We start from the raw sequence: 18,803 nt of genomic DNA, 5'->3' as shown, positions 1-18,803 counted from the left end.
TTCACGCGAAACCGCCGCCGTCCGGTGGGGCAGCGGGAGCCGGCGGTGCGGGAGGCGCATCGATCTCGACGCGATTCTTGCCGTCGTGCTTCGCGCGGTACAGCGCGCGATCGGCCGCCTCGATCAGCGACGTCGTCGGCAGGCCGGCGGCCGGCACGATGCTCGCGCCGCCGATGCTGATCGTCACGTGGCGACCCGTCGGCGAGTGCACGTGCTCGAGCCGCAGCGACTCGACCGCGAGGCGGATCTTCTCGCCGAGCAGCCGCGCGGCGCCCGGCGACGTGGCCGGCATCACGACCGCGAACTCCTCGCCGCCGAAGCGCGCGGCGAGATCGCCGGACTGCCCGAGACAGCGTTCGATGGTGGCCGCGACCTGTTTGAGCACGCCGTCGCCCGACACGTGGCCGTACGTGTCGTTGTACAGCTTGAAGTTGTCGACGTCGATCATCAGCAGCGACAGCTCGCTGCGCTCGCGCGTGCCGCGCCGCCATTCGTCGGCCAGATATTCGTCGAGATAGCGGCGGTTCGACAGCCCGGTGAGGCCGTCCGAATGCGTGAGGCGCCGCAGCTCGAGATTGGCCTCCAGCAGTTGCTGCTGCGATTGCCGCAGCGCGCGGTAGGCCTCGTCTCGCTGAAGCAGGTTCATGTACGAGCGCGAGTGATAGCGGATCCGCGCGATCAGCTCGATGCGGTCCGGCAGTTTCACGAGGTAGTCGTTCGCGCCGGTCGCGAACGCGGCGCTCTTGATCACCGGCTCTTCCTGCGTCGACAGCACGATGATCGGCACGTCGCGCGTCGCCGGATTCGCGCGGTACGTCTTCACGAGGCTCAGCCCGTCGGTGCCGGGCATCACGAGATCCTGCAGGATCACGGTCGGCCGCGTCTCGATCGCGGTCGCCAGCGCGTCGTCCGAGCGCGGGCAGTAGTGAAAGTCGATGCCGTCCTCGTCGAGGAGCGCGCGCCGGATGGCTTCCGCGACGATCGTCTGGTCGTCGACCAGCAGGACCATCGCGGGGGCGTCGACATGCGGCGCGGGTGCCGCGTGCGCGGTGTCGAACGCGGCATGCAGGCCGCCGGGCGCGCGGGTGAAGTCGCTAGTCATGATTGATGCGGGGTTGCGCCAGGGCAGCAATGGGTGTGACAGGGTTTCATCGGGATCAGATCCGCGCGAGTGCCACCAGCTCGCCCGCGATGCGCTCGAGCGGCAGGATCGCGCGCGCGGCGCCGAGCGTCGCGGCCGCCTTCGGCATGCCGTAGACGGCGCTGGTCGCCTCGTCCTGCGCGATCGTGTGACAGCCTTTCATCCGCAGCGCCTTCAGGCCGATCGCGCCGTCGCGTCCCATGCCCGTGAGCAGCACGCCGATCACGCGGCCCGGCCAGCGCTCGGTCAGGCTGTTGAAGAATACGTCGACCGACGGCCGGTACGGCGTGGCGGCCGGTTCGCGCGTGTATTCGAGCGTGCCGGTGCGCGTGATGCGCAGGTGATCGTCGGTCGCCGCGAGCAGCGCGACGCCCGGCTGAGGGCGGTCGCCTTCGTGCGCGACGCGCACGGTCAGCGGCGTCTGGCCGTGGAGCCATTGCGCCATTCCTTCGGCGAACGCGCGATCGACGTGCTGGACGATCACGATCGGCGCGCTGAAGTCGGCCGGCAGGCTGCCGAGGATCGACGCGAGCGCGCCGGGGCCGCCGGCGGACGCGCCGATCGCGATCAGCGGGCCGCCGCTCGCGCGCGAGGCCGTGCCGGGCGCGCGGACACCGCCGGGCGCCTCGAGCAGCCGGCCGATCTGGTCGATCTTCGCGAGCAGCAGCCGCGCGGTGTCGCCGCCCGCGCCTTCGCCGAGGCGCGGCGTGTCGACCGCATCGAGCGCGCCGGCGCCCATCGCTTCGAACACGCGCCACGCGTTCGCGCCGATGCAGCTCGTCACGATCAGGATCGCGCACGGGCGGCTGGAACGCATGATCCGCCGCGTCGCCTCGATGCCGTCGAACTTCGGCATGATCAGATCCATCAGCACGACGTCGGGCGGTTGCGCGGCGCACAGTTCGACGGCCTGCGCGCCGTCGGTCGCGACCCACAGCACGCGATGTTCGGGCCGGTGCGCGAGCGCACGGCGCATCGCCTCGACGGCAAGCGGGAGGTCGTTGACGATGCCGATGTTCACAAGCGGGATACTCCGGTCGGTTCGTAGTGTTGGATGTGGGCCGGGTTCATGAAAGGCAGTGCCGGGTCGGCGCCGCCGAACGGCATCGGCGGGCGGACGGCACGGAATTCTTTTGGACTGGCGACGCCCCGAATGCTGTCATGCGGCGCGAGCGGCGGCAATCGAAAAAATTGCGCATTGCGTCGATTCCGACCCTTACCTCTATGGCCAAGTGGCATTTTTTGCCGCCCGGGAGGCCGGACAGCGACGTGCCGGATGATGCTGCAGCGCGGCGATCCGTCGCCGACGCGTTGGTGACGGCGGGAAGGGCGGCGCCCGGCACGGGCGCACGCGCAGGCACCGGCGAGCCGGCCGAGCAGGCCGGCACACCGCGCCCGGTGCGCGTTCAGTCGTTCAATGGCTGCGCGCGTACCCCTGGATCAGCGCGCGCATCATCCCTTCGACCGTTGCGTCGAGCAGGTCGGCTTCCTGCTCCGATTCCTCGACGAGCGCGGCATAGGCGGTCGCGAGCGTCACGCGATCGACTTCATGGCGTTGTTCCATCAGCGTCACCATCCCGTCCTTCGCCAGATGAGCGGAGAACGCGCGGCTGCCGATGGTCTGGAATACGTCAATCATGGCGGCTCTCCCGAACGTTGCGATGCCTTCCAGTGTAGTCGTCGCACCGACGCTCCGCCATGCGCGGCGGGGCGCGGGCCGTCCCCGCACGTCGGCCGGAATCGTGCGCGCAGCGCGCGCGTTGCCGGCGCCCGCCGCCCGCCGCGAATCGTTCCGCCGAAACACCGCGGACACACGGGCGACGCAACGTGGCGTTGATTTCAACGTTTACCCCAAGCCGCAAATTGTCGACTTTTTATCGATAAAGTCTCGTGTTAGATTTTGCCGCCTGAACCCGGTCGAAACCGGGCTGGCGGCGCGCCTTCACGGCGCCGCGCATCCATCACAAGGAGGGGCAATGCTGGTGCTGATTGGGGTGCCGATCGTCGTGATCGGTTTCGCGCTGCGCTTCAATGCGCTGCTGGTGGTCACGATCGCGGGGCTCGCGACGGGGCTGGCGGGCGGGCTGAATCTCGTCGACATCGTCAGCGCGTTCGGCAAGGCGTTCACCGAAAACCGCTACATGGGGCTGATCTGGCTGACGCTGCCGGTGATCGCGCTGCTCGAGCGCAACGGGCTCAAGGAGCAGGCGAAGCGGATGATCTCGCGCGTGCAGGCGGCCACCACGGGCCGCGTGCTGATGCTGTACTTCGTGCTGCGCCAGGCGACGGCCGCACTCGGCCTCACGTCGCTCGGCGGCCATGCGCAGATGGTGCGGCCGCTGATCGCGCCGATGGCCGAGGCCGCCGCCGTCAACCGGCACGGCGAGCTGCCGGAGTCGGTGCGCCAGCAGATCCGCGCCCACGCGTCGGCCGCCGACAACGTCGCCGTGTTCTTCGGCGAGGACATCTTCATCGCGATCCAGTCGATCCTGCTGATCAAGGGCTTTCTCGAGCAGAACGGGATCGCCATCGAGCCGCTGCACCTGTCGGTGTGGGCGATTCCGACCGCGATCGCCGCGCTGCTGATCCACTGCGCGCGCCTCGCGCTGCTCGACCGCCGGCTGGCGCGCGGCTGCGGCCTGCTGGCGCAGGAGGGCGCGCGATGATCGGCCTCGAATCGCTGTACACGCTCGCCGGGCTGATGTTCGCCGCATTTGCATGCTTCAACCTGACCGATCGCACGAACCCGCGCCGCGTCGTCAATTTCGCGTTCTGGGCGATCTACGCGCTCACGTTCCTGTTCGGTGCGCTGCTGCCGCATTTCGTGACGGGTTGCCTCGCGATCGCGCTCGCGGTCATTGCCGGCTCGGGCAAGCTCGGGCGCGGCAAGTCCGACGAAGCCGGGGAGGCCGCGGCCATGCGGCGCGAGACGCTCGCACAGCGTTTCGGCAACAAGTTGTTCCTGCCCGCGCTGCTGATTCCGGTCGTCACGCTGATCGGCACGTTCGCGCTGAAGCGCGTGCCGTTCGTCGACCAGAAGAGCGTGACGCTGATCTCGCTCGTACTCGGCACGCTCGTCGCGTTCGCCGTCGCGCTCGCGATGCTGCGCGATTCGCCGGTGCATGCTGTGAAGGAGGCGCGCCACACGATGGACGCGGTCGGCTGGGCCGCGATCCTGCCACAGATGCTCGCGGCGCTCGGCGCGTTGTTCGCGGTCGCGGGCGTCGGCGGCATGGTGTCGGGGCTCGTGAAGGAGTGGGTGCCGATCGATTCGCCGTTCGCGGTGGTCGCGGCCTACACGGTCGGCATGGCGTTGTTCACGATGATCATGGGCAACGGCTTTGCCGCGTTCCCGGTGATGACGGCCGGTATCGGCCTGCCGCTGATCGTCCACCAGTTTCACGGCAACCCGGCGATCGTCGGCGCGATCGGGATGCTGAGCGGCTTCTGCGGTACGCTGATGACGCCGATGGCCGCGAACTTCAACATCGTGCCCGCGGCGCTGCTCGAGCTGAAGGACAAGAACGGCGTGATCAAGGCGCAATGGCCGACGGCCGTGCTGCTGCTGGCCGTGAACACGCTGCTGATGTACGCGTTCGCTTTCCGCTTTTGACTCCGCTTCCGAGTCCGCTTCCGACTCCGCTTTTGACCCGATGGACGAGATGCTCATGACTGACCGACTCACACCCGAACTCGCCTCGACATTCGCGTCGCTCGCACTCGCGCACCTGACCCGCGAATACCCGAACAAGCTCACGCATTCGCTCGAAGGGCCGCACGACGTGCAGGGGCCGCGCGCGCTGCACCCGATCTTCTACGGCAGCTACGACTGGCACTCGTGCGTGCACGGCTACTGGCTCGTGCTGCGCATGCTCGAACGCTATCCGGCGTTGCCCGAGGCCGAACGCATCATCGCGATCGTCGATGCGCACTTCACCGATGCGAACGTCGCCGGCGAGCGCGCGTATCTCGCGCTGCCGCACAACGCCGGCTTCGAGCGGCCGTACGGCTGGGCGTGGCTGCTCGCGCTCGCCGCGCAGCTCGAGCGGCTCGCGCTGAAGGGCGCGCTGCCGCAGGCCGCGCGCTGGGCGAAGACGATGGCGCCGCTCACCGACCTGTTCGTGGCGCGCTTCGAAACCTTCCTGCCGAAGGCGACCTATCCGCTGCGCGTCGGCACGCACTTCAACACCGCGTTCGCGCTGGCGCTCGCACTCGACTTCGCGCGCGCCACGCAGCGCGACGGGCTTGCGGCGCTGATCGTCGATACCGCGAAGCGCTGGCACCTGAACGACGTCGCATGCCAGGCGTGGGAGCCGTCGGGTGACGAATTCCTGTCGCCGGCGCTGATGGAAGCCGAGCTGATGCGGCGCGTGTTGCCGGCCGCCGAATTCGACGGCTGGTTCGCGCGTTTCCTGCCCGATCTTGCGCGCGGCGAGCCGGCGACGCTGTTCGAGCCGGCAACGGTCAGCGATCGCAGCGACGGCAAGATCGCGCACCTCGACGGGCTGAACCTGAGCCGCGCGTGGTGCCAGCGTTCGCTCGCCGGCGCGCTGCCGGAAGGCGATGCGCGACGCGCGAAGCTGCTCGATGCGGCCGACCGGCATCTCGCGAGCGCGCTCGCGCACGTGGCCGGCGACTACATGGGCGAGCACTGGCTCGCGACGTTCGCGGTGCTCGCGCTGGAGGCGTAGCGCGCGAAACCCCGCGAGGCGCCGGGCTACCGGCTCGAACCGACGCCGTTCGGCGGCGTGAAGGATTCGGGGCTTGGGTACAAGGAAGGCGTGCAGGAAGCGATGAAGCGCTTCACGAACGTGAAGACGTATTCGCTGCCGTGGTGAGCGAGGCGGGGAGGGGCGTGCCACGCCCTCCCGCCGTCAATGGCGTTACTGATAGAAGTTGAGCGTGACCATCGCCGAACGGCCCGGCGCCCACGTCGCGTAGATCGGATACGCGCTCGCGTAATACTTCTTGTCGAACAGGTTCTGCACGTTGAGCTGCACGTCCATCGTCTTGTTCACGCGCCACGTCGCGGCCGCGTCGAAGCGCGCGTAGCCGGGCGTCCATTTCTTCGTCGTCGCGGATACCGACGCGTAGGTCTGGCTCATCACCGTCGCACCGGCGCCGAGCGTGAGCTTCGGCATCACGTCGTAGCTGGTCCACAGCGTGAAGTTGTGCTTCGGCACCATCACCATCGGCAGGCCCGATGCGCCCGGGCTGCCGGGGCCCGCGTCGGTCGTGATCGCGTTCAGGTACGAGTAGCCGCCGAACACGTGCCACTTCCGTGTCAGGTTGCCCGCGAAGCCGAATTCGAAACCGCGCACGCGTTGCTTGCCGGCGTTGACCGTGTGACCAAGGCCGTCGCTGACGCGCGCATTGGTCTTCTCGGTCTGGAACAGCGCCGACGTCAGCGACAGCTGGTCCTGCAGCACGTCCCACTTCGCGCCGATCTCGATGTTGCGCGAGCGCTCGGGGGCGAGATCCTGGTTCGTCGCGGTGATCTGGTCGGTGCCGCCGCCGAGGCCGCCGTTCGACCCCGGCGGGTTCGACGACGTGCCGTACGACGCATACAGGCTCACGTTGGTCACCGGCTTGAACACGAGGCCGAACTGGTAGCTGAACAGGTTCGACGTGTTCGACAGGTCGGCCACGCCGGCCTGCTTGCCGGTTGTGTCGTAGCGGTCGAAGCGCAGCCCGGTGTTGAACTGCCAGCGCTCGGACAGCTTCACGGTATCGAAGATGTACGCGGACACCGTGTCGGTGCGCGTGTTCGTCGTCGGGCCGGGGAAGCTCTTGTCGCCGTTCAGCACGATGCTGCCGGTCCACGGCATGTTCGGGTTCCAGCCGCCTGCGAGCGGCGTGCAGTTGCCGGCCACCGAGCACGGGCCGCCCGAGCGGATGTTGTTGCCGGCCGAATCCGACACGAGGTAGCCCTCGTAGCGCGCCTGTTCGTGGCTGAACTCCACGCCGGCCGTCATCGTGTGCTTCATGCCGAACAGGCTGGCGCTGCCGGTCACTTCGGTCTGGTTCGAGAAGCCGTTGAGCGCGTACTTGCCGCTCTTCGCCTGCAGCGCGAGCATGTTCGGGTTCGACGCGAGGATCTGCGGATTCGTCGCGACGTAGTCGAGCGTCGAGCGCCCGAACATCGTCGTGTTCTTCAGCTTCCAGTCTTCGTTGATCTTGTGCTCGACGCGCACTTCGGCGGTGTCGGTCTGCCCGTAGCGGTAGTCGCGCGTGTTCAGCCCGAAGAACTGCCCGCGATCGGTCGGCACCGGCGTGCCGCCCGTCGAACGGAACGGCACGCTGAAATCCGGCATGTCGTACGAGTTCATGTGGTAGTAGCTGACCGTGACCGTGGTCGGCGTGTTCAGCCCGAACACGATCGACGGCGCGACGCCCCAGCGCTTGTTGTACACGTCGTTGCGGCCGGCCTGGTTCGCGTCGTGGCCCATCACGTTCAGGCGCACGGCCGTCGTGTCGTTGATCTTGCGGTTCGCGTCGACCGTCGCGCGCTTGTAGCCGTCGGTGCCGAAACCGATGCTGCTGTTGATGAAGTCGTCGTTCTTCGGCGTCTTCGTGACGATGTCGATGCTGCCGCCCACCGAACCGCGGCCCGCATAGACCGAATCGGGGCCCTTGATCACGCTGATCTGCTCGACCGCGAAGGTCTCGCGGTTCTGCAGCCCCGAGTCGCGCATCCCGTCGACGAAGATCGAGTTGCGCGATTCGAAGCCGCGGATCACCGGACGATCGGCCGACGGGTTCGCGGCGGCGTCGCCGCCGAGGAACGTGATGCCCGGCACCGAACGCAGCGCATCCGCGAACGACGTGACGTTCTTTTCCTTGATCAGCTGTTCGGGGATCACCGTGACCGAGCGCGGCGTGTCGAGCAGCGGCGCGGTGAACTTGTACGACGGCGAGCGCTTCACCTGCATGTCCGACAGCGCGGACGACTGGACCGCGATCGTCGGCAGCGTCGCCGACGTATCGGCGGCGGCCGGCTGGGCGGCAGGGGAGTCGGGTGCGGGAGCGGTTTCGGCGGAAGCGAGCAGCGGCGTCAGGAAAACGGAGCAGGTCAGTGCTGACACGAGGGCACGGGGCCTCGTCTTGAACTGGGCAGGCATGGCGAGAGGCAGCGGAAGTATCGGTGATCGGATGCGTCGTCGCGATGCCGGCGGGCAGGCCCGCGACATCGGAAAACGTCAATGTAAATGCAAATGATTCGCGTTAGCGATCGCAATTGTACGAATTATAGTGAGATATGTAAACAATCGAATGGTCGTTGTATTGAACCTGTCAGGCTTGCGTGGCAGGCGCGACGGCTTTGCATCCGACGCAATACCGCTTTCCACGGGGCGTCCGGCTCGACCCGGCGGCAGAGTCGATACACTGCCGTACCGGTTGCACGGGCCCCGGCAATCAGGCCCCGACGAAGGAGACAGAACAGATGGACACTCAACGCGCTGCGGTCGTGACGTACCGCGGCAATGCGATCGAGAACACGCACGTCGCCGATGTGGCGGTGGTGGATGCCGGCGGCAGGCTGCTGTTCCGGCTCGGCGATCCGTTCCGGATGACGCTCGCGCGCTCGGCAGCGAAGCCGGCCCAGGCGCTGTCCGTGATCGAGACGGGCGCGCCCGAGCGGTTCGGCTTCGACGAAGCGGACATCGCGCTGATGTGCGCATCGCACAGCAGCGAGGAGCGGCACATCGCGCGCACGCGGGCGATGCTGGCGAAGGTCGACGCGCAGGAGTCGGATTTGCGGTGCGGCGGCCATGCGCCGTTGTCGGACGCGGTGTACCGGTCGTGGATCAAGCGCGACTACACGCCGACCGGCGTGTGCAGCAACTGCTCGGGCAAGCACGTCGGGATGCTGGCCGGCGCGCGGGCGATCGGCGCCGCGATTGCCGACTACCATCTGCCGGCGCATCCGATGCAGATGCGTGTGAAGCAGGTGGTCGCCGATGCGTGCGGCCTGCCCGACGACGAGGTCGACTGGGCGATCGACGGCTGCAACCTGCCGACGCCGGCATTCCCGCTCGATCGCCTCGCGCGTCTTTATGCCTCGCTGGCAGACGGTGCGGACAAGGTTGAAGCCGGCGGCGCGGCGACGACCGATCGCGTGCGCGCGCTGGCGCGCATTCATCATGCGATGACGGGCCATCCCGAGCTGGTCGCCGGAGAAGGGCGCTACTGCACGGTGCTGATGGAGGCCTTCGAAGGGCAGGTCGTCGGCAAGCTCGGCGCGGATGCGTGCTACGGGATCGGCGTACGCGCATCGGCGCGCACGCGGGAACTCGGCGCCGACGGCGCGCTCGGCATCTCGGTGAAGATCGGGGACGGCAACATCGACGTGCTGTACATGATGGTCAGCGAACTGCTCGAACGGCTGCGGATCGGCACGGACGCGCAGCGCGCGAGGCTCGCCGCGTTCCACCGGCCGCGGATGCTGAACACGCAGGGCGTCGAGATCGGGCACGCGACGTTCCCGTTCGAACTGCAGCCGGCCTGACGGGGGCGGTCGTGCCGATGCCGCGTGCCCAACGTGCGCGCGGCATCGGTGCTGGCTTGCCGGCCCGCGCGACGGCAGCCGCTACGCGCCCGCGTCGCGAATCTTCGTCAGCTCGACCTCCGACAGCTCGCCGATGTGCGCGAGATGCTCCGCGAGGAATTCCTTCAGCACGCGCAGCTTTGCCGAGCTGCGCCGGTTCGCCAGATATGCGATGTAGATGTAGTCGCCCGTGAGCTTGTTCTGCAGCCGGTAGCGCGGCAGCACGGCTTCGAGCCGGCCGCTCGCGAGCAGGTCGCGCACCAGCCAGATCTCGAATTCGGCGATGCCGAGGCCCGAGCAGGTCGCGTCCAGCAGCAGTTCCGAATGATCGGTGACGAGGTTGCCGGCCGGCAGCACGCTGTGCCGTGCATTGCCGCGCACGAGCTCCCAGCGCGGATCGCCCTCGGGGTGCACGTAGCGCAGGCAGTTGTGATGCTGCAGGTCGTCCGGCGTCGCGGGGCGCCCGCAGCGATCGAGGTAGCCGGGCGTCGCGCACAGGATGCTGTCGTTGCGCGACAGCCGGTGCACGACCAGGTTGTCCAGGTAGTTCTCGCCTTCGTGAATGTCGAGGTCGTAGCCGCCGGCGACGAGGTCGTTGTGGTTGTCGGTGAGCCGCACGTCGAGCTGGATCGTCGGGTAGCGCGCGAGAAACGGTGCGATCAGCGGTGCGAGATGACGGCGACCGAACGCAACCGGTGCGGTGAGCTTCAGCGGGCCGCTCGGCTGCGAATTGAGCTCGGCGACGACGCGCAGCGTGTCGTCGAGATCGGCGATCAGCGTGACCGCGCGTTCCAGGTAGATGTGGCCGGCCTCGGTCAGCGTCACGCTGTGCGTCGAGCGATGCAATAGCGCGACGCCGAGGGCGTCCTCGATCGCCGTGATCTTGCGCGCGACCGTCGACGTCGACACGTGCATCTCCTTCGCGACCGCGGAAAAACTTCCCATTTCGACGACCCGCACGAACGCGCGCATCGCGCCGAGGTGATCGATGCCGGTGTCTCTCGCCGTTGTTTTCATTCGTCTCTCGCTGTTGCGTCCCACGCAAAACCGCTTTCGATAATACAGAAGCGAGGTTCTTTATGCAAAGGCATAGAATGCGATCCCGTCGCACGGGGAAGCGGTGAACGCAGCCGGTTTTCCGCGACGGCAGAGACAATTCAGGAGGGGCACCATGACGGAAAACGGCTTCCGCATCGAGGCAGATCTTTTAGGGAAACGAAGCATTCCCGATTCGGCGTACTACGGCGTCCATACGCTGCGCGCGAAGGAGAACTTCAATATTTCGGGGCGCACGATCGCGTCGCTGCCGTACCTCGTCATGGCGCTCGCGGCGGTGAAGGAAGCCGCGGCCGATGCGAACTGCGAGCTCGGGCTGCTGCCGGACGCGTATCGTGACGCGATCGCCGCCGCCTGTGTCGAGATCCGCGAAGGCCGGCTGCACGATCAGTTCGTGGTCGACATCATCCAGGGTGGGGCCGGCACGTCGACCAACATGAACGCCAACGAGGTGATCTGCAACCGCGCGCTCGAAATCATGGGGCATGCACGCGGGCAGTACGAATACCTGCATCCCAACGAGCACGTCAATCTCGCTCAGAGCACGAACGACGTCTATCCGACCGCGATCCGGATCGCGACCTGCTTCGCGGTCGAGCATCTGCTCCACGCGATGGCGCGCCTGCGCGATGCGTTCGCGGAGAAGGCCGACGCGTTCTCGGGCCTCCTGAAGCTCGGCCGCACGCAACTGCAGGACGCCGTGCCGATGACGCTCGGCCAGGAATTCTCGACCTACGCGGTGATGGTGACGGAAGACATCGCGCGCCTGCAGGAAGCCGGCAGGCTGATGCGCGAGATCAATCTCGGCGCGACTGCAATCGGCACCGGCATCACCGCGCATCCGCAGTACGCGGAGAAGGCGCTGGCCGCGTTGCGGCGCATCACCGGCCTGGACCTGAGCACCGCCGCGAACCTGATCGAGGCGACGCAGGACTGCGGCGCGTTCGTGCAGATCTCCGGCGTGCTGAAGCGGATCGCGGTCAAGCTGTCGAAGATCTGCAACGACCTGCGGCTGCTGTCGAGCGGCCCGCGCGCGGGGTTCGGCGAAATCAACCTGCCGCCGGTGCAGGCCGGCTCGTCGATCATGCCGGGCAAGGTGAACCCGGTGATTCCGGAAGTCGTGAACCAGGTCGCGTTCGAGGTGTTCGGCAACGACCTGACGGTGACCTTCGCGGCCGAGGCCGGACAGCTCCAGCTCAACGCGTTCGAGCCGGTGATCGCGAGCGCGCTGTTCAGCAGCTTCAGCCACCTGACGGCCGCGTGCACGACGCTCGCGGGCCGCTGCGTGAGCGGCATCACCGCGAACCCCGAACGGCTGCGCGAAACGATGGAGCGCTCGGTCGCGCTCGCGACCGCGCTGAACCCGTACATCGGCTACAAGCGCGCGACGGCCGTGGCCGCCGAAGCACACGAGAGCGGCAAGTCGATCCGCGAGGTCGTGCTGGATCACCAGCTGATGACCGCCGCACAACTGGACGAAGCGTTGCAGCCCGAAGCGCTGATCCGCCCGCGCACGTACTGATTCCGGCCGTGCGGCCCCGGCGCATGCCGCCGGCGGGCCGCGCGCGGCCGTTCCCGCAGCGTCCTGCCGACGGGCGCGACACATCAACACACATCAAGAAACGGAGACATACCATGAAGCAAGCCAGCGAGCGCCCGGTCGACCCGGCCGGCGGCGCCGATCCCCGTCATGCCGACCGCGATGCGATGTTCGCGTCCCACGAGTCCGGCTACGAGCAGAAGTTGAAGCCGCGACACGTGCAGATGATCGCGATGGGCGGTGCGATCGGCACTGGCCTCTTTCTCGGCGCGGGCGGCCGCCTGCAGAGCGCGGGGCCCGCGCTCGCGGTCGTGTATCTCGTGTGCGGCGTGTTCGCGTTCCTGATCATGCGCGCGCTCGGCGAGCTCGTGATGCACCGGCCGACCAGCGGTTCGTTCGTGTCGTACGCGCGGGAGTTCATGGGCGAGCGCGCGTCGTTCGTCGCGGGCTGGATGTACTACCTGAACTGGGCGACCACCGGCATCGTCGACATCACCGCGGTCGCGATCTACATGAAGTACTGGGCCGTGTTCACCGACGTGCCGCAATGGGTGTTCGCGCTCGGCGCGCTGGGGATCGTGTCGGTGATGAACATGATCGGCGTGAAGGTGTTCGGCGAGATGGAGTTCTGGTTCTCGATCGTCAAGGTCGGAACGCTCGCGCTGTTCCTCGCGATCGGCGCCGTGTTTCTCGCGAGCGGTCATCCGGTCGCCGGGCAGATGCCGGGCCTGCACCTGATCGCGGACCACGGCGGGATCTTTCCGCATGGCATCTTGCCGGCCGTGCTGATCGTGCAGGGCGTCGTGTTCGCGTATGCGAGCATCGAGCTCGTCGGCGTCGCGGCGGGCGAGACCGCCGATGCGCGCAAGGTGCTGCCGAAGGCGATCAACAGCGTGATGTGGCGCATCGCGCTGTTCTACGTCGGCTCGGTCGTGCTGCTGACGATGCTGCTGCCGTGGACCGCGTACAGCGCGCACGAAAGCCCGTTCGTTACGTTCTTCAGCAAGCTCGGCGTGCCGTACGTCGGCACGGTGATGAACGTCGTGGTGCTGACCGCCGCGCTCTCGAGCCTGAACTCCGGCCTCTATTCGACCGGGCGCGTGCTGCGTTCGCTGGCAATGGGCGGCTCGGCGCCGCGCTTCGTGTCGCGGATGAACGCGCGCGGCGTGCCGTACGGCGGGATCCTCGTCACGGTCGCGGTCAATGCGATCGGCGTGCCGCTGAACTACATCGTGCCGGCGCAGGCGTTCGAGATCGTGCTGAACATGGCGTCGCTCGGGATCATCACGACCTGGGGCTTCATCGTGATGTGCCAGATCCTGTTCCGCCGCGCGGTCAATCGTGGCGAGCTGAGCCCCGTGTCGTTCCGGATGCCCGGCGCGCCGTTCACGTCGTGGCTCACGCTCGGGTTCCTGGTCAGCGTGCTGGTGATGATGGCGTTCGATTACCCGGGCGGCACGTGGACCGTCGGGATGATCCCGGTCGTCGTGCTCGCGCTCGTGGTCGGCTGGAAGCTGGCGAAGCGCGGGGCCGCGCGGGAAGCGGCGGCTGCCCATGCCGCCGGCGCGCCGCTCGGCGTTGATCCGGCGAGCAACGTCTGACGAGACGCACGGGCGGGTCGACCGCCCGCGCGCTCAGTTCGATCCGGTGCGTGCGCCGACCCAGCGGCCGAAGTCGCCGGCCATCTCCGCCGTGAGTTCGTGGCCGGCGTCGTAGAGGCGCGTGTCGTGCGCGACGCCGAGCGCCGTCAGCTTCGCGTCGGCGGTTTCGGCCCACGCGACCGGCAGCTTGTCGTCGAAGCGGCCATGCATCACCAGCGCGTGGAGCGCGCTCAACGCATCGCGCGATGCGATCAGCGGATCGATCTCCGGCAGGATGCGGCCGCACAGCACCGCGAGCGCCGCGACGTCGGCCGGCGACGTGAGCGCGACACTCGCGCTCATGATGCCGCCCTGGCTGAAGCCGGCGATCACGGTGGGCAGTGCGGCGTGTTCGTCGTCGGTGCCCCGCGCGCGCAACGCGCGCAGCAGCGCGATCAGCTGCACGCGGCTCGCATCCGCGCGGGCCGCATCGATCTCGGGGCCGTTCGGGCCGAAGCGCACCGGAAACCACGCGTGCTGGTTCGGGCCGAACGTCAGCGGGCCGCGCACGAACGCGATTTCGATGCGCGGGTCGATCGTGCCGGACAGGTTCAGCAGGTTGGTTTCGTTCCCGCCGACGCCGTGCAGCAGCAACAGGCGGGCCGCCGGGCGGCCGGCGGCCGGGCGCAGCAGGTACTGGAGGCCGGATTCGGAGTCGGTGGTCAGCGGCAGGACGTCGGTCATTGCAAGGGTCCGGTGGGGAAGTGATCCGACAGTCTAGAACGCGCGGCCGAAGAGGTGAATCGCCGGATGGCGATTGATTGTTTCCTGGTAGGAATGAATCGGCTGCCGCGCAGCAGAAGGTGCTTAACCGATTCGATTCGTCGATAATGCGCAAACGTTTTACCGGTATTCAACCGGATCGAATTGCCGGATCGCAAATAAAAGGATGAATATCCGGATTCGATTTATCGAGGCTGCCAGGAAGACCCGCCGGGTCGTTAAGACCAGAGGTTAACGGTCGATTCGAGAAAAACTTTAGGAATTTCTCGCCACAATTATTCATTGCGATTTTTTCAATGACCGATTGATTTTCAGTCATCGGACGGTCATACACCATCCCCGATAATTCGGCGCTCACATTCTTTCAATAGGCCAGAAGGCGATCGAAGTCGGATTGCTGCGGGGAGCTGTACTCATGACCATTCGTCATCGCATTACGCTGCTAGTCGTCCTGACGTTTTTCGCGCTGTCCGCGATCGGCGTGTACGCCGTGTACCAGACACGCAAGAGCGCGTCCGAGGTGCGTCAGGTTACCCAGGGAATCGTGCCGAGCGCGCTCGCGTCGGCGGATCTCGTCGCCGACGTGAAGAACATCCAGATCGCGACGATGACGCTGGTGTATGCGCCCGACGCGAACACCGCCGCGCAGGCGGGCGACGAGCTGAAGGCGAAGCAGGCCGCGCTGCGCGCCGCGCTCGACGCACAGGCGAAATCGGCGGTCGGGCAGGCGCAACAAGGACTCGTCGAGCAGGCGAAGGACAGCGCGGCGAACTACTTCGCGGCGATCGGCGACACCGTGAAGATGAAAGCCGACGGCAAGCCCGAGATGGCGCAGGCGTACCTGTTCGCGAACGTCGCGCAGTATCGCGACGAGCTCGAAAGCATCGTCGACACGCTGCGCGTCGAGAAGAACCGCCAGAAGGACGACGCGATCCGCGCGCTGAACGGCATGCTGTCGACGACGGCGACCGCGATCGCGGGCGTCGCGGGCACGGTGGTCGTGCTGCTGACCGCGCTCGGCTTCGTGCTGTATCGCCAGATCACGCGCCCGCTGATCGGGATGCAGACGGCGATGAGCGAGATCGCGACGAGCCAGGACTTCACGCGCCGGGTGCCGGTGGGCCGCATGGACGAGATTGGTCATTCGATCGTCGCGTTCAACGGGATGATCGAGAAGATCCAGGAGAACGCCGCGCAACTGAAGCAGAAGACGGCCGACATCCAGGCGATGCTGCAGAACATGCAGCAAGGGATCCTGACCGTCGTCGAAGGCGGCGTCGTGCATGCGGAGTATTCGGCATACCTCGAGACCATCTTCGAGACGAGCGACATCGCGGGCCGCGACCTGATGGCGCTCGTGTTCGACGATTCGAGCATCGGCTCGGACGCGCGTTCGCAGGTCGACGCGGCCGTGCATGCGTGCCTCGGCGAGGACAGCATGAACTTCGCGTTCAACGAGCACCTGCTCGTCAACGAAGTCGCGAAGCGGATGCCGGACGGCCGCGAGAAATGGCTCGACCTGAGCTGGTCGGCGATCACCGACGAGACCGACACGGTCGTGCGGCTGATGCTGTGCGTGCGCGACGTGACCGAGATCCGCGAGCTGACCGCGCAGGCCGGCGAGCAGCAGCGCCGGCTCGAGATGATCGGCGAGATTCTGTCGATCAGCCAGGACAAGTTCCACGACTTCGTGCACAGCGCGAAGGGTTTCCTCAGCGAGAACGAGCGGATGATCCGCCAGCACGAACGCGCGGATCACTCGATCGTCGCCGCGCTGTTCCGCAACATGCACACGATCAAGGGCAATGCGCGCACGTACAGCCTGCAGCATCTGACCAACATCGTGCATGAGGCGGAGCAGGCGTACGAATCGCTGCGCCACGCGGACGGCGGCCCCGAGTGGAACCGCGATGCGCTGATGGACGACCTGGCCCGCGTGCGCGAGGCGGTCGAGCATTACGCGACGATCAACGCGGTCACGCTCGGCCGCCAGGGCGAAGCGGTGCAGCACGGCGGTGCCGACTACCTGATGGTCGAGCGCGCGCACATCAGCGAGAGCCTGCGCATGCTCGACGGCGCCGATCTGGCGAACGCAAGCGACTGGCACGCGGCGCGCGATTCGGTGCGCCGCCTGCTGAGCCAGTTCGGCACGCAGGGCATCGGCGATGCGCTGGGCGGCGTGATCGAATCGCTGCCGTCGCTCGCGGCCGAACTCGGCAAGCCGGCGCCCGTCGTGCATATCGACAGCAACGGCCATCGCGTGCGCAGCGAGATCGGCGCGACGCTGAAGAACGTGTTCATGCATCTGCTGCGCAACGCGATCGACCACGGGATCGAAACGTCGGAAGAGCGGCGCGCCGCCGGCAAGGCGCCGGCCGGCAAGATCGACATCGCGGTCGATGTCGAGAATGACACGTTGCGTTTCGTGCTCGGCGACGATGGCCGCGGCCTCGCGCTCGACCGGATTCGCGGGATCGCGCGCGAGCGCGGCTGGATCGACGCCGGCAACGAAGCCGCGCTGACCGATGAGGCGGTGGCTGAGCTGATCTTCCGTCCGGGGTTCTCGACCGCGCGTGCGGTGACCGAAGTGTCGGGGCGCGGCGTCGGGATGGACGCGGTGCGCAACTTCCTGAAGCGCGACGGCGGCGACATCGCGCTGCGCTTCACCGACGATCGTACGGGCTCGCCATATCGCGCGTTCGAGACGATCGTGTCGCTGCCGGCACGTTTCGCGGCGGACAGTGGTGCGGTGCAGGACGTGGGGCAGCCGGCCCGCACCGGCATCGCGAACGTCGACGCAACGGAGTGATCGTGCAAGCGTGGATGATTCCGGTCGGCGCCGCGCTGGCGGGCGGCCTGGCTGTCGCGGTGATCGCCGCGATCGTGAGCCGCATCGCGCGCGCGCGGCTCGTTGCCGCGATGACGCGCGAAGCGGACGCATTGCGCGATGCGCTCGGCGCAGCCGACGCGCGTGCCGCTGAAGCACGGGCGGCGCATGCCGAGGCGGCCGACGCATGGGCACGCCGCGAAGCGGAGCTCGAGCAAACGCTGGCGCGCGAGGCGGCCGGTACCGGCGAGCAGCGCGACGCGCTCCAGGCGCTCGCGGCCGAGCGGGCCGTACTGTCGCAGCAGGCGACGAAGCTCGCCGACGAAGCCGCGCGACTGCGCGGGCTGGCCGGCACGTTCGAGCGCTGGCACGAGCAGATGATCTCGCTGACCACGCAGAACCAGGACATGCGCACGAAGAACCAGGAGCTGTCGGCGATCGTCGCGCACGTGTCGATCGTGTCGCTGAACGCGTCGATCGAGGCCGCGCGCGCCGGCGCGGCAGGGCGCGGCTTCTCGATCGTGGCGAGCGAGGTGCGCGGGCTCGCCGCGCGTTCGCAGCAACTGTCGAACAGCTATCGCGACAGCCTGAATCGCAACGATCTCGTCACGGCCGCGACGTTCCAGGACATCCAGGCCGGCGGCAAGATGATCATGGCCGCGCTCGCGACGCTCGAGACGCTGGCCGGGCAGTTGCACGCGCGGCTGGAAGGAGCGGCGGCGTGATCAGTGCGCAGGCCCGGGCCGGCTTCGAACGGATCTTCTTCGACGCGGCGCGCACGCGGCTCGCGTCCGGCGGTGCGTGCGAGATCCGGCCGGCCGCCGGCGATGCGCACGACGCGTCGCATGATCCGTCACGCGCGAAGTCGCGCGCGACGCCGAAGCTCGCCGAGCACGTTGCCGTGCTGACGATCTCGGCGCTGCACTTCCGGCTGCTGCTCGCGCTGCGCTTTCGCGACGACGATGCGACGCGCCGCCATTTCGCCGCGGCAGCGTCGGGCGCGAGCACGCAGCGGCCGCTGACCGAAGCGTTCATGGAAGTCGCGAACCTGTGCTGCGGCGCGATCAACCAGGCGCTGACCGCTCCGTTCCCCGATCTCGGCATGTCGACGCCTTACCTGCTGAGCGGCGCGAGCGTCGACTACCTGCTGGCGCTGAACCCCGATCACGTGGCCGCATACGACGTGACGCTCGACGGCGACGTGCGGATCGGCGCGACGCTGTGCGTGTGCGCGAACGCGCCGGTCGATTTCCACGTGCCGGAAACGGCGAGCGTGGACACGGGCGGCGAGCTCGAACTGTTTTGACCGATTCAGAGGATTTCGTGAG

The 18,803-nt window shown here is 67.6% G+C and carries 16 protein-coding genes and 1 pseudogene; 10 read left to right on the top strand and 7 right to left on the bottom strand.

What is annotated here, in order from left to right; translation table 11 throughout:
- Window position 1: 1 nt before the first annotated feature.
- From WS75_RS03435 to WS75_RS03425, 3 genes are all read right to left on the bottom strand, one after another.
- A complete protein-coding gene (locus WS75_RS03435; protein WP_059679167.1) occupies window positions 2–1,102 on the bottom strand; it encodes a diguanylate cyclase domain-containing protein in 1,101 nt (366 codons plus the stop codon).
- Window positions 1,103–1,157: 55 nt separating this feature from the next.
- Window positions 1,158–2,162: a chemotaxis response regulator protein-glutamate methylesterase gene (locus WS75_RS03430; protein ID WP_059679166.1), complete on the bottom strand. Its 1,005-nt coding sequence runs from the start codon at window positions 2,160–2,162 to the stop codon at window positions 1,158–1,160.
- Window positions 2,163–2,555: 393 nt separating this feature from the next.
- Complete coding sequence (locus WS75_RS03425) at window positions 2,556–2,780, bottom strand: hypothetical protein (protein WP_039357299.1); 225 nt, start codon at window positions 2,778–2,780, stop codon at window positions 2,556–2,558.
- A gap of 337 nt (window positions 2,781–3,117) precedes the next feature.
- Here WS75_RS03425 and WS75_RS03420 point away from each other — a divergent pair, with 337 nt between their 5' ends.
- The 4 genes and pseudogenes from WS75_RS03420 to WS75_RS31405 form a co-directional block, all read left to right on the top strand.
- Complete coding sequence (locus tag WS75_RS03420) at window positions 3,118–3,807, top strand: DUF969 domain-containing protein (protein WP_059679165.1); 690 nt, start codon at window positions 3,118–3,120, stop codon at window positions 3,805–3,807.
- Window positions 3,804–4,754, top strand: a complete 951-nt coding sequence (locus WS75_RS03415; protein ID WP_059679164.1) for a DUF979 domain-containing protein — start codon at window positions 3,804–3,806, stop codon at window positions 4,752–4,754. Before WS75_RS03420 ends, WS75_RS03415 begins: the two co-directional genes overlap by 4 nt.
- A gap of 55 nt (window positions 4,755–4,809) precedes the next feature.
- A complete protein-coding gene (locus WS75_RS03410) occupies window positions 4,810–5,832 on the top strand; it encodes a DUF2891 domain-containing protein (RefSeq protein WP_059679289.1) in 1,023 nt (340 codons plus the stop codon).
- A gap of 12 nt (window positions 5,833–5,844) precedes the next feature.
- Window positions 5,845–5,979 (top strand): annotated as a pseudogene (locus WS75_RS31405) (aldehyde dehydrogenase family protein); the annotation flags it as partial.
- Window positions 5,980–6,024: 45 nt separating this feature from the next.
- Here WS75_RS31405 and WS75_RS03405 read toward each other — a convergent pair.
- The gene (locus WS75_RS03405) at window positions 6,025–8,262 is read right to left on the bottom strand and encodes a TonB-dependent receptor (protein ID WP_059679163.1); all 2,238 of its coding nucleotides are present in this window, start codon (window positions 8,260–8,262) and stop codon (window positions 6,025–6,027) included.
- 323 nt (window positions 8,263–8,585) lie between these two features.
- Here WS75_RS03405 and WS75_RS03400 point away from each other — a divergent pair, with 323 nt between their 5' ends.
- Window positions 8,586–9,650 (top strand): asparaginase, encoded by a 1,065-nt coding sequence (locus WS75_RS03400; RefSeq protein ID WP_059679162.1) that lies wholly within the window; start codon window positions 8,586–8,588, stop codon window positions 9,648–9,650.
- Window positions 9,651–9,731: 81 nt separating this feature from the next.
- On the opposite strand, the gene WS75_RS03395 is transcribed toward WS75_RS03400, so the two are convergent.
- Entirely contained in the window at window positions 9,732–10,706 is a 975-nt protein-coding gene (locus tag WS75_RS03395) for a LysR family transcriptional regulator (protein ID WP_059679161.1), read from the bottom strand.
- Window positions 10,707–10,860: 154 nt separating this feature from the next.
- Between WS75_RS03395 and aspA the strand changes: the two genes are divergently transcribed.
- Complete coding sequence (gene aspA, locus WS75_RS03390) at window positions 10,861–12,267, top strand: aspartate ammonia-lyase (protein WP_059679160.1); 1,407 nt, start codon at window positions 10,861–10,863, stop codon at window positions 12,265–12,267.
- Window positions 12,268–12,380: 113 nt separating this feature from the next.
- Window positions 12,381–13,886 (top strand): amino acid permease, encoded by a 1,506-nt coding sequence (locus WS75_RS03385; protein ID WP_059679159.1) that lies wholly within the window; start codon window positions 12,381–12,383, stop codon window positions 13,884–13,886.
- 33 nt (window positions 13,887–13,919) lie between these two features.
- Here WS75_RS03385 and WS75_RS03380 read toward each other — a convergent pair whose 3' ends face one another.
- A complete protein-coding gene (locus WS75_RS03380; RefSeq protein ID WP_059679158.1) occupies window positions 13,920–14,609 on the bottom strand; it encodes an alpha/beta hydrolase in 690 nt (229 codons plus the stop codon).
- 169 nt (window positions 14,610–14,778) lie between these two features.
- Window positions 14,779–15,006, bottom strand: a complete 228-nt coding sequence (locus tag WS75_RS31400) for a hypothetical protein (protein WP_082729479.1) — start codon at window positions 15,004–15,006, stop codon at window positions 14,779–14,781.
- A gap of 57 nt (window positions 15,007–15,063) precedes the next feature.
- Here WS75_RS31400 and WS75_RS03375 point away from each other — a divergent pair, with 57 nt between their 5' ends.
- From WS75_RS03375 to WS75_RS03365, 3 genes are read left to right on the top strand one after another with little or no spacing between them, the layout of a single operon-like run.
- Window positions 15,064–17,457, top strand: coding sequence for an MCP four helix bundle domain-containing protein (locus WS75_RS03375; RefSeq protein WP_059679157.1), 2,394 nt, complete (start codon window positions 15,064–15,066; stop codon window positions 17,455–17,457).
- 2 nt (window positions 17,458–17,459) lie between these two features.
- On the top strand, window positions 17,460–18,200 hold the full coding sequence (locus WS75_RS34860; RefSeq protein WP_082729493.1) for a methyl-accepting chemotaxis protein: 741 nt from the start codon (window positions 17,460–17,462) through the stop codon (window positions 18,198–18,200).
- Window positions 18,197–18,781, top strand: a complete 585-nt coding sequence (locus WS75_RS03365; RefSeq protein WP_059679156.1) for a hypothetical protein — start codon at window positions 18,197–18,199, stop codon at window positions 18,779–18,781. The genes WS75_RS34860 and WS75_RS03365 overlap by 4 nt, the downstream gene beginning before the upstream one ends.
- Window positions 18,782–18,803 lie beyond the last annotated feature (22 nt).

Source organism: Burkholderia sp. FL-7-2-10-S1-D7, assembly GCF_001524185.1.
Taxonomy (GTDB): Bacteria; Pseudomonadota; Gammaproteobacteria; order Burkholderiales; family Burkholderiaceae; genus Burkholderia; species Burkholderia diffusa.
This window is presented reverse-complemented; position numbering and strand designations above follow the sequence as displayed.

Excerpts from the sequence above, each read along its gene's own strand:
- WS75_RS03385 (WP_059679159.1), top strand. The coding sequence starts at position 12,381 with ATGAAGCAAGCCAGCGAGCGCCCGGTCGACCCGGCCGGCGGCGCCGAT.
- WS75_RS03410 (WP_059679289.1), top strand. The coding sequence starts at position 4,810 with ATGACTGACCGACTCACACCCGAACTCGCCTCGACATTCGCGTCGCTC.
- WS75_RS03415 (WP_059679164.1), top strand. The coding sequence starts at position 3,804 with ATGATCGGCCTCGAATCGCTGTACACGCTCGCCGGGCTGATGTTCGCC.
- WS75_RS03435 (WP_059679167.1), bottom strand. The coding sequence starts at position 1,102 with ATGACTAGCGACTTCACCCGCGCGCCCGGCGGCCTGCATGCCGCGTTC.
- WS75_RS03375 (WP_059679157.1), top strand. The coding sequence starts at position 15,064 with ATGACCATTCGTCATCGCATTACGCTGCTAGTCGTCCTGACGTTTTTC.
- WS75_RS03380 (WP_059679158.1), bottom strand. The coding sequence starts at position 14,609 with ATGACCGACGTCCTGCCGCTGACCACCGACTCCGAATCCGGCCTCCAG.
- WS75_RS03405 (WP_059679163.1), bottom strand. The coding sequence starts at position 8,262 with ATGCCTGCCCAGTTCAAGACGAGGCCCCGTGCCCTCGTGTCAGCACTG.
- WS75_RS03420 (WP_059679165.1), top strand. The coding sequence starts at position 3,118 with ATGCTGGTGCTGATTGGGGTGCCGATCGTCGTGATCGGTTTCGCGCTG.
- WS75_RS03395 (WP_059679161.1), bottom strand. The coding sequence starts at position 10,706 with ATGAAAACAACGGCGAGAGACACCGGCATCGATCACCTCGGCGCGATG.
- aspA (WP_059679160.1), top strand. The coding sequence starts at position 10,861 with ATGACGGAAAACGGCTTCCGCATCGAGGCAGATCTTTTAGGGAAACGA.
- WS75_RS03400 (WP_059679162.1), top strand. The coding sequence starts at position 8,586 with ATGGACACTCAACGCGCTGCGGTCGTGACGTACCGCGGCAATGCGATC.
- WS75_RS03425 (WP_039357299.1), bottom strand. The coding sequence starts at position 2,780 with ATGATTGACGTATTCCAGACCATCGGCAGCCGCGCGTTCTCCGCTCAT.